At 51.6% G+C, this 13356-nt stretch carries 12 protein-coding genes; 1 reads left to right on the plus strand and 11 read right to left on the minus strand.

Annotated elements, in window-relative coordinates; genetic code table 11:
• Positions 1-21: 21 nt before the first annotated feature.
• The 8 genes from O9139_RS30830 to gpr all read right to left on the minus strand — a co-directional run bounded on the left by O9139_RS30830 (position 22) and on the right by gpr (position 9294).
• Positions 22-1557: a TCP-1/cpn60 chaperonin family protein gene (locus O9139_RS30830; RefSeq protein WP_270885569.1), complete on the minus strand. Its 1536-nt coding sequence runs from the start codon at positions 1555-1557 to the stop codon at positions 22-24.
• The gene (gene hrcA, locus O9139_RS30835) at positions 1554-2582 is read right to left on the minus strand and encodes a heat-inducible transcriptional repressor HrcA (protein ID WP_270885570.1); all 1029 of its coding nucleotides are present in this window, start codon (positions 2580-2582) and stop codon (positions 1554-1556) included. Before hrcA ends, O9139_RS30830 begins: the two co-directional genes overlap by 4 nt.
• A 183-nt stretch (positions 2583-2765) precedes the next feature.
• The gene (locus O9139_RS30840) at positions 2766-3236 is read right to left on the minus strand and encodes an N-acetyltransferase (protein ID WP_270885571.1); all 471 of its coding nucleotides are present in this window, start codon (positions 3234-3236) and stop codon (positions 2766-2768) included.
• Between the two features lie 135 nt (positions 3237-3371).
• Positions 3372-4562 carry a radical SAM family heme chaperone HemW gene (gene hemW / locus O9139_RS30845; RefSeq protein ID WP_377525488.1) on the minus strand — a complete coding sequence of 397 codons (1191 nt, stop codon included), beginning with the start codon at positions 4560-4562 and terminating at the stop codon, positions 3372-3374.
• Between the two features lie 36 nt (positions 4563-4598).
• Positions 4599-6413: a translation elongation factor 4 gene (gene lepA / locus O9139_RS30850; protein WP_270885572.1), complete on the minus strand. Its 1815-nt coding sequence runs from the start codon at positions 6411-6413 to the stop codon at positions 4599-4601.
• 76 nt (positions 6414-6489) lie between these two features.
• Positions 6490-6879 (minus strand): hypothetical protein, encoded by a 390-nt coding sequence (locus tag O9139_RS30855; RefSeq protein WP_270885573.1) that lies wholly within the window; start codon positions 6877-6879, stop codon positions 6490-6492.
• Between the two features lie 27 nt (positions 6880-6906).
• On the minus strand, positions 6907-8136 hold the full coding sequence (gene spoIIP / locus O9139_RS30860; protein WP_270885574.1) for a stage II sporulation protein P: 1230 nt from the start codon (positions 8134-8136) through the stop codon (positions 6907-6909).
• 159 nt (positions 8137-8295) lie between these two features.
• Positions 8296-9294 (minus strand): GPR endopeptidase, encoded by a 999-nt coding sequence (gene gpr / locus O9139_RS30865; RefSeq protein ID WP_270885575.1) that lies wholly within the window; start codon positions 9292-9294, stop codon positions 8296-8298.
• Positions 9295-9490: 196 nt separating this feature from the next.
• Here gpr and rpsT point away from each other — a divergent pair, with 196 nt between their 5' ends.
• The gene (gene rpsT, locus O9139_RS30870) at positions 9491-9760 is read left to right on the plus strand and encodes a 30S ribosomal protein S20 (protein WP_270885576.1); all 270 of its coding nucleotides are present in this window, start codon (positions 9491-9493) and stop codon (positions 9758-9760) included.
• Between the two features lie 75 nt (positions 9761-9835).
• Here the strand turns inward: rpsT and holA are convergent, their stop codons facing one another.
• The 3 genes from holA to O9139_RS30885 form a co-directional block, all read right to left on the minus strand.
• On the minus strand, positions 9836-10855 hold the full coding sequence (gene holA, locus O9139_RS30875; RefSeq protein ID WP_270885577.1) for a DNA polymerase III subunit delta: 1020 nt from the start codon (positions 10853-10855) through the stop codon (positions 9836-9838).
• 315 nt (positions 10856-11170) lie between these two features.
• Positions 11171-12403, minus strand: a complete 1233-nt coding sequence (locus O9139_RS30880; protein WP_270885578.1) for an anti-sigma factor family protein — start codon at positions 12401-12403, stop codon at positions 11171-11173.
• Positions 12400-12948: an RNA polymerase sigma factor gene (locus O9139_RS30885; protein ID WP_270885579.1), complete on the minus strand. Its 549-nt coding sequence runs from the start codon at positions 12946-12948 to the stop codon at positions 12400-12402. The genes O9139_RS30880 and O9139_RS30885 overlap by 4 nt, the downstream gene beginning before the upstream one ends.
• Positions 12949-13356 lie beyond the last annotated feature (408 nt).

Consider the following 13356-nt stretch of genomic DNA (forward strand, 5'->3'; position numbering starts at 1 on the left):
TTGGCGTCAGTTTGCCCATCTTTACACATCTTCAAAAGATTGTTTCATTTTAATTACGGTATGAATCCGCAGCACTGCAGCCGCTACTTCGCCTGCCGCTTGCAGCGCATGTATTTTCACGTCAACAGGATCGACGATCCCGGCTTCCAGCACATTAATGACCTGGCCGGTATCGCAATCGATGCCCAGCCCGTCTGTCTCCAAAGCGATCTGCGCCGCCTTGAGCTCTTCTACCTTCTCGAGCGGGTTGTAACCGGCGTTCACTACAATCTGCGCGAGCGGCTTGCGCAGCGCGCCCGCAACGGCGGCTACGCCGAAGCCTTCCATGCCCTTCATCGTTTCGCGCAGGCGCTCCAAATCGTGCGCCACCGCCATCTCGGCTGCGCCGCCGCCAGGCAAGTACCCGCCGCGCACGGCGGCCTGTACAGCGGAGGCGGCGTCCTTGGCGATGCGCGAGCGCTCGTGAGCGGCTTCGCGCGTCGCTGCGCCGACGATGACGCTCACGTGCTGCTCGCCGCGCCCGCCGCTAACGCGCACGCGGCCCAGCCGCTCATCGTACGCGGCATAGCCCGCGTACCCGAGCGCTGCGGCCAGCTCTGGCGCGCTCTTGCGTAGCGCGGTGCGGCGCACCGGCCGGGCGCCGGTGTGCTCGCTGAGGAGCTGCAAATCCCGGCGGGACAGCCGCGGTAGCACGAGTATGCCGGCGTCGGAGCACAGCTGCTCCGCCTCGGGGTCTACACCGCGGTCTGAAGCAATCAGACCGACGCCGAGCTCCAGCAGCAAGCCGAGGCTGCTGCGGAACTGCTCACGCAGCTGCATATGCCGCTGGAAGCCTGCCTCGGTGACCAGCGACTCATCGCTGACCGCCTCAGGCTCCAATGCATCGTGCAGCACGAGAATACGGGCATCGCGCCGCTCCAGCTCGGCGAGATGCAGGTTCATCGGCTTCTGGTTCAACAGAATGCCGGGCCAGACCTCGCTGCTCGCCTCTTCATGGGCGAGCACGCTGTCCGCGAAGCGGTAGCCGTCTTCGCGCAGCTTGCTGCCGCCGACTGCTTCGGCGGCGCTGACGATGAGCCGCGCGATATCCGCCTGCTCGCGGCCCGCAGTAATGGCGATGCGCTGCAGCGCGGCATCGCCTAAGCTTTCGATTGCGCGGCTGCGAGCCCGCAAACTGCTTACGGCCAGCTCGACGCCTTGCAGCATGCCGCTGACGACTTTGGCGACGGGCACGCCGCGCACCACCTGGGCGACGCCTTCCTGCACGAGCGCGCCGGCGAGCACTGTGGCCGTCGTCGTGCCGTCGCCGATTTGCCGCTGCTGGCTGCGCGCCACCTGAATCATGAGCCGCGCCGCCGGATGGGTGACGTCCATTTTTTCCAGGATGGTGACGCCGTCATTCGTGATGATGACTTCGCCCTGCGCACCTACGAGCATCGTGTCCAAGCCTTTGGGACCGAGCGTGCCTTCCACCGCGGAACAAATAGCTCTTACTGCCGCAGCGTTGTTCACAAGTGTGGAGAAACGCTCTTCACCTTCATGTGGAATGCCGCTCATTTGCCGTACCAGCGTCCCAGGACGACTTCCAAATGCTTAGAAACATGATTCAGCAAATTAATAACTCGGCCATATTCCATGCGCGTAGGTCCCAAAATACCGATCGTTCCAAGCGGTGTATCGCCTATCGAGTAAGACGCGGTAATTAAACTGCAGTTGTTGATCGCTTCGATGCTGTTTTCCGTACCGATTTTGACCTCGATGCCTTCACTCGAAGGTGTAAACAGCTTGATCATAGTAGGTACTTCCTCGAACAAATCTAGAATGCTCTTCACCTTATCCACATCTTTGAATTCCGGTTGAATCAGCATGTTCGTTGTGCCGCTAAGGAAAACCCGATCCTTCTCATCGTTATGCAGGACACTTTCGACGACGGAAACGAGCTCCTGATATCCGCTCACATACTTGCTGAGTTCAGCGGAAATTTCATTGTAGAGCTTCGATTTGAATTGCAGCAGCGGAACGTTCTTCAATCTTGTATTGAGTAGATTCACAACTTTCTCTATTTCAAGCATCGAAATGCCTTCAGGAATCGTAACCGTCTTGTTTTCCACATGGCCGGTATTCGTCACGATGATGGCTACCATCGTCGTATCTGTCAAAGGCACAATCTGCAAATGCTTCAGCGTCGTGCTGAAAACTTCAGGTCCGAGCACAATCGATGTATAATTCGTCAAATTGGAGAGTACGCCAGATACGTGCTGGATAACATCCTCCATCTCTTGAATACGCTGAGCGAAAACCATCTTCATCGCATCGACTTCATGCGGCTGCAAGGTGCCGTGCTGTAGTAGATGATCAACATAGTAGCGATAGCCTTTATGGGAAGGAATTCTGCCCGCAGAAGTGTGCGGCTGCTCCAAAAAGCCCATGTCTTCCAGATCGGACATCTCGTTACGGATCGTCGCCGGACTGAATCCAACATCGCCTCGCTTGGAAATGCTTCGGGAACCAATCGGTTCAGCCGAACGTACATAGTCATCAATAATAGCACTTAAGATCATTCGTTGACGTTCTGACAACATATATACCCCTCCTTGAAAAATAGTTCTACTATGAAACACCGCTATATTCTCATGTTCACCCGTCAAGCGACTTTCTCGCTCTAACCGTGCCCAAGCTGTTATTCCATCGCATCGTTAGCACTCCTATTTAGTGAGTGCTAAATCCTATTACAAAAATAACAGACCCTAAGGTCTGTTGTCAAGTCAATCCAATCGTTTGAGCACGGCGATTTCGTCGCAGCAATACTGTTTTTTGCAATGCATGCAATCCTTCCAAACCTTCTCCGGAAAAATCTCCTTAGGCACAAGCGTAAAGCCATTTTTCTGGAAAAACGCTACTTCGTACGTCAGCGCCATTACTTTGGTAATTCCATGTGATCTCGCTTCTTCAACCAGGAAATTAACGAGCTTGCCGCCAATCCCTTGCCCCTTATAGCCAGGCGTCATGCCGAGCGATCGAATCTCGACGAGATCGGGGCCGAGCCGCGTCAAGGATCCGCAGCCAATCAGCAGTCCGTCGTGCTCCGCAACGACGAACGTCTCGATTTGCTCTTGCAGCATCTCCCTGGTGCGCGGCAGCATAATCCCCTGCTTGGCATAACCTTGTATAATATCATAAAGCTTCTCGATGTCGTCTACGGAAGCTTTTCTCACTGTAATCGTTGAATTCACCATCAACCCATCCCCACCCATCGCAAGAAAATGCATAAAACCCACGCTGGCGTGATGACGGGTTATGACCGTGCTTCGCTTGTGGATTCATGTATAAATATACAACGAAACGTATATTTGCACAAGAATTATTTCACACTATGATAAAAACGATCCGAACACTTCATTCCCCAGCAAAATCCCCGGCTTGGAAAGCTTATATCCGTCCGCGCTGCGCTCCAGCAACCCCTTGGCCAGAAGCTGCGCTAACACAGGTTCAAAATGGGCTTCAATCGTTTCCCCGAACTGGCTCATAAAATCGGCATTCCTTACGCCTTCCAGCATCCTCAGACCGACCATCATGAAGTCCTCCATCGCTTCCTGCTTCGTCACTTCAAACTGTTCCATAATCGGCAGCCCGGTTTTCGTCGCGTCAATGTATGGCTGAATGCCCTTCACATTAACATGACGCTGATGATTCATATAACCGTGTGCCCCAGCGCCAAGCCCATAATAGGCCCGGTTGCGCCAATACATCGTGTTGTGTCGGCTTTCGAAGCCCGGCTTCGCGAAGTTGCTGATCTCATATTGCTTGTAACCAGCCTGCTCAAGCCGGTTCATGATCAGCTCATACATACCGACTTCCTCGTCTTCGCTAGGCAGCGGCAGCTGGTTTTTATGATACAACGTGTGGAACAGCGTATTCTCTTCCACTTTTAAGCTATAGATCGAATAGTGCTGCAAATCCAAAGCTAAAGCTGCATCCAGCGTAGCCTGCATGATGTCCACCGTTTGCTTCGGAAGACCGAACATCAAATCGATCGACAGATTGCGGAAGCCGAGCTTCCGGGCATTTTCGATGCTGCGGTACACGTCGTCCGTGTTATGAATGCGGCCAATTGCGGCAAGCAGCTCATTGTTAAATGACTGCACGCCGAAGCTGATGCGGTTCACGCCGCCTTCTTTCATTACGGCCAGCTTATCTTCATCCGTCGTCCCCGGATTCGCTTCCATCGAGAACTCTACTTCTGCCGCGTCAGCTGGGAAGTAAGTGCGAACCATCTGCAGAAAACGTTCCATCTGATTAGGCAGCAGCACAGTTGGCGTACCGCCGCCGACGAAAATCGTCTCGACCTTGGCAGGCGGATTCTTTTTGACAGTCCGCTCCATCTCTCGCTCAAGAGCATCCAGATACTCCATGACAGGCTGACCTTTGAGCACATAAGAATTGAAATCGCAATAGTGACATTTGTTCGTGCAAAACGGGATATGAATGTATACGGCTGTTGGGGCCGCTTGGGTAATCACCATAAAAGTTGTTCCTTTCTGAGCGAAAAAGCCAAGGGGCATATAATCTGCCTCCCCGGCTTCTCCATAGATGGCTTTCTATTCGTCAATTTTGAGAACCGCCATGAACGCTTCCTGCGGCACCTCAACGGAGCCGACTTGCTTCATGCGCTTCTTACCTTCCTTCTGTTTCTCAAGGAGCTTACGTTTACGGGAAATGTCACCGCCATAACACTTGGCGAGAACGTTCTTCCGCATCGCTTTGACCGTTTCACGCGCTACGATCTTTTGACCGATCGCCGCTTGAATCGGCACTTCGAACATTTGGCGAGGAATCAGCTCTTTGAGCTTGTCGCAAATGATCTTGCCGCGATGGTAGGCGCCGTCGCGGTGTACGATGAATGACAGCGCGTCGACTTGCTCGTTGTTCAACAGGATATCCATCTTCACCAGGTTGGATCGCTTATAGCCTGTCAGCTCATAATCGAACGATGCATAGCCCTTTGTTCTGGATTTCAGCTGATCGAAGAAATCGTAAACGATCTCGGATAGTGGAATATCATATGTCAACGTCACTCGATTCGTATCGAGATATTCCATATTCAAATATTCGCCGCGCTTGCCTTGGCAAAGCTCCATAATCGTGCCCACATAATCGTTCGGCACAATAATTGACGCTTTGACATAAGGCTCTTCGACGAAATCGATGCGCTGCACGTCCGGATAATTTGACGGGTTATCGATATCGATCACATCGCCGTTCGTCATCGTCACGCGGTAAATAACGCTAGGCGCCGTCGTAATCAGCGGAATGTTAAATTCGCGCTCGATGCGCTCTTGAATGATCTCCATGTGCAGCAAGCCTAGGAATCCGCAGCGGAACCCGAAGCCGAGCGCCGAGGAGGTTTCCGGCTCGAAGCGCAGGGAGGCATCGTTCAGCTCCAGCTTTTGCAGCGCTTCACGCAGATCATTGTAATCCGAAGTTTCGATCGGATAAAGTCCGCAGAACACCATCGGGTTGATTCGGCGGTAACCCGGCAGCGGCTCAGCAGCCGGACGCGCCGCATCCGTTACCGTATCCCCGACACGAGTGTCGCCGACATTTTTGATTCCGGCAACGATAAAGCCAACATCGCCCACGTCCAAGGATTCTACGATGGACATTCTCGGCTTGAAGGCGCCGACTTCGATCACTTCGAACGTTTTGTTCGTCGCCATCATTTTGATCTTGGAGCCGGCCCGGATGGAACCGTCTACGACACGCACATATACGATAACGCCTTTGTAGGCATCGTAGTGAGAGTCGAAGATCAGTGCTTTCAGCGGGTTGTCCGGATCGCCTTCAGGCGCAGGAACCTTCTGGCACACTTGCTCGAGAATCTCTTTGATCCCGATGCCCGCTTTGGCAGATGCCAATACAGCGTCACTGGCGTCGAGGCCGATGACGTCCTCGATTTCCTGCTTCACTTTATCAGGGTCCGCGCTTGGCAGATCGATTTTATTAATAACAGGTAAAATTTCCAGGTTGTTATCCAGAGCCAAATATACGTTAGCCAATGTTTGCGCTTCGATGCCCTGCGCCGCGTCAACGACGAGCAGCGCGCCTTCACAAGCAGCGAGGCTTCGGGATACTTCGTACGTAAAGTCGACGTGTCCCGGTGTATCGATGAGATTCAAAATATACTCTTCACCGTCATCTGCCCGATAGTTCAGACGCACCGCTTGCAGTTTAATGGTGATCCCGCGCTCCCGTTCCAAATCCATCTGATCAAGCACTTGCTCTTGCATTTCGCGGGATGACAAGGCGCCTGTATATTCCAAAATGCGGTCAGCCAATGTCGACTTGCCGTGATCGATATGTGCGATAATCGAAAAGTTACGTATTTTCTCTTGTCTTGCTCGAATGTCCGTCATGCTACAGAAATACCCCCAAGTACATGCAAATAATTTTCATTATAGCAGTTGTCGGAGGTCTGTTCAATGTTGCCCGTCATCCTTTGCCAAGCACAGCATCAAATAAGGACACAAACAGCTTAATTCCGTGGTGCGCGACAATCTGCAGCAGGTCGCCAAGTTTATTGCCCACATGGTTGAGGGAATCGTCATGATCAGCGATCGGCTCGGCAGCCGCCTCATCCCCTGCCTTCGGCTTCTCCGAAGGCGCCGTGGCTTTAACGTCAGATACTGGCTTGCCTGCCTGCGCCACGCTTACCGCTGAGTTCGATTGCGGCTTAGCAGAAGCTGCTGGCGAAGGTTTGGAGGAGGGAGGGAGCGGTCCTTGTATGCTCTCAACGCCGCTTGAAGCCAAGCTGACACCGAATAAGATGCAGAACATCAGCAGCAGACCGAACAGCCCCACTTTGAGATAAAAATGTTTCATACCCTCTCTCCTCCTCATTCCGGCTCATTAAGACTGCTTAGCAGGCGCATCAACTTTCTTCGCATTCAGAATCACTTCGGAGATCGCTTCAGCCAGCCAATCCGTCGTCCGATAGCATTCTTCCATCGTATTATAAGGACCGCCGACTTCAATCAGGATGTTGTTCGGCGAAAAGTTTTGGTTATAGAGGCCATTGCCTTCATTGGCCTCTTTGGCGTGAATACCTTTGGAAACGCCCGGATGCTTAGCCTCCAACACTTCGTGAATCTTGTTGGCGAATTCTTCATTTTTTTTCCAGTTCGGATTTTTGCCGCCAATAATAAAGTACACTTGTGCATAGTCCTTGCCGTCGATGGTCACTGTCGTTTTGTTGCGTGCTGCGGAATCGCGGTGGATGTCAAAATAGTAATTAAGATCTGGATGCGCCGCAAAAGCTTCCTGTAACGTTTTCAGTGAATATTTGTAAGAATATGGATATTCAAAATTTTTAACTACGTTAGGGTAGACCGTTTCCGAATGAACGGCGCCTATGCCGTCCTTCTCCAGATTTTGCGCCAATCGCGCTCCGACCGAAATAATATTAACTTTATCGCTGTACGCTTTATCCGGGTCTGTGATCCCTTTAAGCTCCGGCAGGAACGATTCGTTGCTGTGCGTCTGATAGATGAAGGCGACGTTCTTGCCTGCGGATATTGGCGGATCGCCAGCAGCTGCGGTTTGAGTCGGTTGCGGTGTTTGCGCGGTAGCTTCTGGTGTCGGCGTAGGCGTTGGCTGTGGCGGGTTTTTGGCCTCACCGGACAGATCGCCAGCTGCTGGCGTATAATCGGTCGGCTCGCTTGGGTTGGTCTCGCTGCCTTTGACCAGCACCGTCGTTTTCGTTGCGTCCATGCCGGGGACTTCGCTGGCCATCAGGCTTTTGGGATCGTGCGGATTGATGTCGGTCAGGAAGCGAAAAGCAAACGTAAACACGTTATGCTGGGAGAAGGTGAACTTCTTTTGATCTTGATGAAGATGGGGAACTTCCATGCCAAGCATATCGATAAAAAATTGATTAGTGACGGAGGCAGCTAAACTTTTCATGGAGGAGACTGGGGAAGCGGTAATCACTTTGCTCTGGATGTAGCCTCCAGCTCCAAGTAGGACGAACAAGGCGAGTGTCGACGTACTGAGCGTGATGAAGGTTTTGCCCAAGGTGCTAGCGCTCTGGTACGTTTTGCGGATTTGGCTGAGATTGATGGTGGCAGAAGTCCATTTCATAGTGCGATTCCTCCTAATCTATCTTACTTTAATCTATGAACCGAACGATTTCGGTAGAACTCGATTCACTAGATTTTTCTGATAGATCAGGATCGATCTCCGTCGCTGCATATCAAAAAGCTGACCCTGCACGATTCACATGCGAGATCAGCTTTTCATTTAGTGTGTGTATGCCGCCACATTGTCCACACTCACGGAATCATGAAGCGCAGCGTTTAATCCGCTGGCGATAATATTGGCGATATCTTCGATGAACTGGTCGATTTCCTTCGGGGTCACCAGCAGGTCATGTCCAACAGGGTCGAGCACTTCCTTAACGAGCATCAAGCGCTCTTCTTCCTTCATGTTATCGAGCAGCCCGAGAATATGACCGGTGTTGTTGGTCTGATCTTGAAAATGATTATGCATCATATCAAAAGCATTATTGACAATCGTCGAGGCATACACCACCGTCGGAACACCGATCGCCACGACCGGGATGCCCAGCGCCTCTTTGGTCAGCCCTTTGCGCTTGTTTCCAATCCCTGAGCCTGGATGAATCCCCGTATCCGCGATCTGGATCGTCGTATTCACCCGCTCCAGGGAGCGCGACGCAAGTGCATCGATGGCGATAATGAAATCAGGCTTGGACTTTTCCACGATGCCTTGAACGATATCGCTGCTCTCGATCCCCGTCGTGCCCAGAACGCCTGGAGCCACAGCGCTGACAGCGCGATAGCCGGGGCCCACGTCGTTCGGCATCAGCTCAAAATAATGGCGCGTCACCATGACATTGTCCACGACGAGCGGGCCCAAGGCATCCGGTGTGACGCTGGAGTTGCCAAGTCCGATGATCAGCGCCTTGGCGTCCTTGGGTATGCCGATGTCCTTCAAGAAGCGCTCAAACTCTTGGGCAAGCTTCGTGGCGACACGGTCCTGCAGTTGGCTGTCTTTTTGCCGGAGTGCCGGCACTTCTATCGTTATGTAATGGCCCGGCAGCTTGCCAAGCGATCTGGAGCCTTCTTCGTTCAGCACGTTAATTTTGGTCACGCGGATGCCGTTTTCACGGCTCATCTCAGTTTCAATGCCGGGGATTTCCTGCCCGTGTCGGGCAGCTTGTGCCATATCGCGCGCGTCTAAGGCAAGATCTGTATGTGTTGAGTATGCACTTAAATCCATCGTGGTTCCCCTTTCTCAAGTAGCAAATCTTTGCTTATTGTGCGACTAAGCAAACACCGTTATGCAAAAATAAGAAGGAGATTTAACCATTGACAGGTCTTGCAATTTCGTTTATCACATGATAGAATACTTAAAGTTGTCAGCAAGCATGAAAATGTAAAGTTGAACGTGTTTTTTGAAGTAGGAGGTGAATTTCATGCCAAACATTAAATCCGCTATTAAACGAGTTAAAGTTAGCGAAAAGCGCCGTCTTCGTAACGCTTCCCAAAAGTCCGCTCTGCGTACTGCTGTGAAAGCTTTCGAAACAGCTGCTAGCAGCAATGTAGAAACTGCCAAAGAAGCTTTGATCAACGCTTCTAAGAAATTGGACAAAGCAGCTTCTAAAGGTTTAATCCATAAAAATGCCGCTAACCGCAAGAAGTCCCGTCTGGCTAAAAAGCTGAACGCTCTTACGGCTCAAGCGTAACCAGAACATAAAGTGAAAGTCCAGATCTCTTCGAGAACTGGACTTTTTTCATTTCATTGGCTCACTCCTTCCTGCTCAAGCAGCCAGCCTGAGCAGAAACATTTCGAGCCCTAACACTTTATCGATTTTTCCGCTTTTCATCTGAAAATCAAGATCCGCCAACTGCGACATAATGTCGCACAGCCTCTTCGTCTCATATTTGCGGGACTGACCTTCCGCAATCTTCACGGCAAACGGGTGCAGCCCGATTTGTGAAGCCATCTGCTGCTGCGAGTACCCCATCTTACTGAGCTCCTTCACTTGCAGCATGATCCGGAACTGCCTGGCGATCAGCGCGGCGATTTTAATCGGCTCCTCCCGCTGTTTAAGCAGCTCTTCCAAGATGACGAACGCCCGCTCCAGCCGCAGATTCACGATATCCTCGATTAAAATAAACACATTTTGCTCCGTGCTGCGCGCCACCAGCTGATCGATCGTATCCGGGGATGCCGTGCCACCTGCGCCGACATATAGAGAGATTTTCTCAATCTCGGCCGAGAGCGACTGCAAATTGCCCCCTGTGTACAAGATCAATTGTTCCGCAGCCCCGCCGGAGAATGCAAATCCGGTTTGCTGCGCTTTCCGCAGCACCCATTGCTGCAGTTCTTCCGCGGTGAGCGAGAGGAACGGAACGACCGCTTCATGCTCTTTGAGCGCTTTGACAACCTTCTTCCGCTCATCCAGCTTGTCCGCATCTACCGTAAAGACGATGACCGTGTGATCGGCTGGGGATTTTAAATAATCGATGAGCCGGTCCAAATGGTGCTCAACCTTCGTGCTTTCCTTCGCTCCTGTGAAAAACAACGCATTCGTAGCAATGATCAGCTTCTTCGGCACCATAAAAGGCAGCGTTTCCGCGTCTTCGATAACAGCAGAGAGACTGATTTCGCTTAAATCAAATTTGCTGACGGCAAACTCCCGATGTTCCGGCTCGATCAACGAATCCGACAGGATCTGAATAAACTCTCTCATCTTGTATTTCTCAGGTCCGAAGCACAAATATACAGGTGCTGGGCGACCTGCTTGAATGTCTTTCAACGCTTTCTTCGCATCCATCTTAAAGCACACTCTCCTAAGCGCTTTCCAATCGGAAAGCTGGCATATCCATGATAGTTCGTAAAGCTATTCCCATCTTACCAACAACAAAGGGATTGCGTCAAAGTCCGAAGACGTTAACGCAATCCCTTTGCCGAGCAACTGGAAGAATTTGTTCCGAAAGTCATGTTCTTTCGGAAACAGCATCTATTTAAACACCGGTGCAGAGGCTCTAGAAACCTCTGACCGAGTGGCGAACCGCCAATTGAATCGTTTCATGCTGTTAATATAACATACGCTGAGCGAGACATTTGGTGCATTCGATTCATTAAAAAATTACGTGGAGCTCTCAGTTTTGGTCTTGACATCAATCACAATAGACTTCGCTGTGCCGCTGGCCTTCACCTGATACGTCAATTTATCGTCCTTCGACCATTCGCCAAGTGTTATTTCATCCGATTCCTCTCCCTGATAGGTGGAGGTATACACGACTTCCTGGCTGGTACTATTGCGAATGACGACATGATGGTTCTCGATCATGGCCTCATAGGTGCCTGTCAACGACTTCAGCGGCGCCGGACTTTGGGTCATCAGCGAAAACACGCCGTTCGTGTTTGGTGCCTTCGCCCTTGGTTCTTTCGGTCCAGCTACAGGCGACGATGCCGGCGGCGGCTCGGTAGCCTGGATTCTGGCACCTTGCGGCGGCTCGGAAACCTGAGGCTCCGGCGTAGGGCTTGGAGCGGTCGGCGCTGTCGGTGCAGGCACAGATTCCGTCGCTGCCTTCTCGGATGCGCCAGGGCTCTTCATGCGGGCAGGCTCCGATGTGGAAGGCGCCATCTTCGGCGTTGGCGTGCCGGCGTCAGCGCCTTTCAGCGGCTGCGGCTTCTCCAACGTGGCGTCGGAGGCGGCTTGCGATGGAGATTGCGATTGCGCGGAACCGCCATCCGCAGGCTGAGTGGCAGGCTGCTGTAGATCAGCCGATGGGGCCGTCACAGCCGCGGATGCTTGCGGGCTGTCGCCAGGTGCCATGCGCTTCGAGTTCGCAGCGCCTGCCGCATCGGCAGCAGTCCTTTGCTGCGCTGCGGAGCCGGAAGCTATTTCCTGGCTCGCTTTCGGCGGCAGCAGGCCATCCGCATTATCCAATACCGGATGCTTCATATTAAAAGCGAAGAAGCCTATGATCAGCCCCGCTGCGATGACGCCGCTGGCAAACTTCCATGAGAATTGCGATTCCAAACGGCGTGTCCATTTTCGGTGAGGGCGCTGCCCCTCATCTTTGTTGACCGAATGTTGTTGTGTTGTGCCGTGTGTAGTCAACGATTCGGATGTGGATTGCGCGGTAGACTTGTCGATCTCGTCTAACTGTGGGATAAGGGCATCCACCAAGCTATAAGGAGGAACAACCTTCGGTAGTTGCGTCAATTCCTGAGATAAGCGCTGGAGCCTTTCAAACATTTCCGTACACTCCTGACAATGTCTCAGGTGATCTTGGAGCTCCATTTCTTCTTGTGTATTTAAGTCTTCATCCAGATGTCTTTGCATGAGCTCCATCACCTCTTGACAATTCATCCCCGAACACCTCCTTTCTGATATTCTTGCAGTAGTGATTGCAATTGCTGTCTAGCTCGAAATAAGTAAGACTTCACGGTATTCAGCGGTAAGTTGAGCGATTCTGCAATTTCATGATACGAAAAGTCCTGCAAATAACGAAGAACAACAACTGAGCGGTGGTGTTCGGGAAGCTTGTCGATTGCTTCGCGAATATCTTTGGCTAAATAGCCTGTCATAATTTCCTGTTCAACGTTATGGTCGGCTGTAAATGTCATTTCATGCTCATCGATTGATACCGTTGGTCTCGCCTTGCGAAATTTATCTATGCAGATGTTCGTCACAATCCGCTGCACCCACGTCTTGAACAGAGCTTTTTCTTCATAAGAATTGATCTTGGTATAAATACGAAGCAGGGCCTCTTGTGAAGCGTCGAGAGCATCCTGTTCATTATTTAAAATGTAGTAAGCCGTTCGATAGACGTGAGTTTCGATTTCTCGCAATAGGGTAATGAGAGCATCACGGTCACCGGCTTGAGCGGCTCTAACCAGTTCGGGTGCTACCACTGGGATCCCTCCCTCTTGCACTCTTACAGACGCGGCTGCATCCGATAAGGTTGCATCTATAATAAAAAAATATAAAAATCAATGCATAATTACCAGAATAGCAAAATTTTTAATCAAATAACAGAGATACTTAGGGGTACCATAGATATTAGACGAAAATGACTGATGTTTAGTTTCAAAATAGACCGCGCTCCCTTCATCCACTTTTTTACTTATTTATTGTGGAGTGGAACGCATGAAATGCCTAGTACTATGTTTGTGTAGTACCTATTTACGCCGAGGTGGCGCGTGAAGGAAAGGGTTAGCGGAAAGTGCGGTTCCGCTATGCGCCTTGCGCAGCCCAGATTGAGGCCATTCGCGGAAGTTTTTCCGTTATGGGCTCTCCGGGCCGCGCATCACATCAGCGCA

This window comes from Paenibacillus aestuarii (assembly GCF_027789125.1).
GTDB classification, from domain to species: Bacteria; Bacillota; Bacilli; order Paenibacillales; family NBRC-103111; genus Paenibacillus_E; species Paenibacillus_E aestuarii.

Excerpts from the sequence above, each read along its gene's own strand:
- O9139_RS30830 (WP_270885569.1), bottom strand. The coding sequence starts at position 1,557 with ATGAGCGGCATTCCACATGAAGGTGAAGAGCGTTTCTCCACACTTGTG.
- hrcA (WP_270885570.1), bottom strand. The coding sequence starts at position 2,582 with ATGTTGTCAGAACGTCAACGAATGATCTTAAGTGCTATTATTGATGAC.
- O9139_RS30840 (WP_270885571.1), bottom strand. The coding sequence starts at position 3,236 with ATGGTGAATTCAACGATTACAGTGAGAAAAGCTTCCGTAGACGACATC.
- hemW (WP_377525488.1), bottom strand. The coding sequence starts at position 4,562 with ATGCCCCTTGGCTTTTTCGCTCAGAAAGGAACAACTTTTATGGTGATT.
- lepA (WP_270885572.1), bottom strand. The coding sequence starts at position 6,413 with ATGACGGACATTCGAGCAAGACAAGAGAAAATACGTAACTTTTCGATT.
- O9139_RS30855 (WP_270885573.1), bottom strand. The coding sequence starts at position 6,879 with ATGAAACATTTTTATCTCAAAGTGGGGCTGTTCGGTCTGCTGCTGATG.
- spoIIP (WP_270885574.1), bottom strand. The coding sequence starts at position 8,136 with ATGAAATGGACTTCTGCCACCATCAATCTCAGCCAAATCCGCAAAACG.
- gpr (WP_270885575.1), bottom strand. The coding sequence starts at position 9,294 with ATGGATTTAAGTGCATACTCAACACATACAGATCTTGCCTTAGACGCG.
- rpsT (WP_270885576.1), top strand. The coding sequence starts at position 9,491 with ATGCCAAACATTAAATCCGCTATTAAACGAGTTAAAGTTAGCGAAAAG.
- holA (WP_270885577.1), bottom strand. The coding sequence starts at position 10,855 with ATGGATGCGAAGAAAGCGTTGAAAGACATTCAAGCAGGTCGCCCAGCA.
- O9139_RS30880 (WP_270885578.1), bottom strand. The coding sequence starts at position 12,403 with ATGAATTGTCAAGAGGTGATGGAGCTCATGCAAAGACATCTGGATGAA.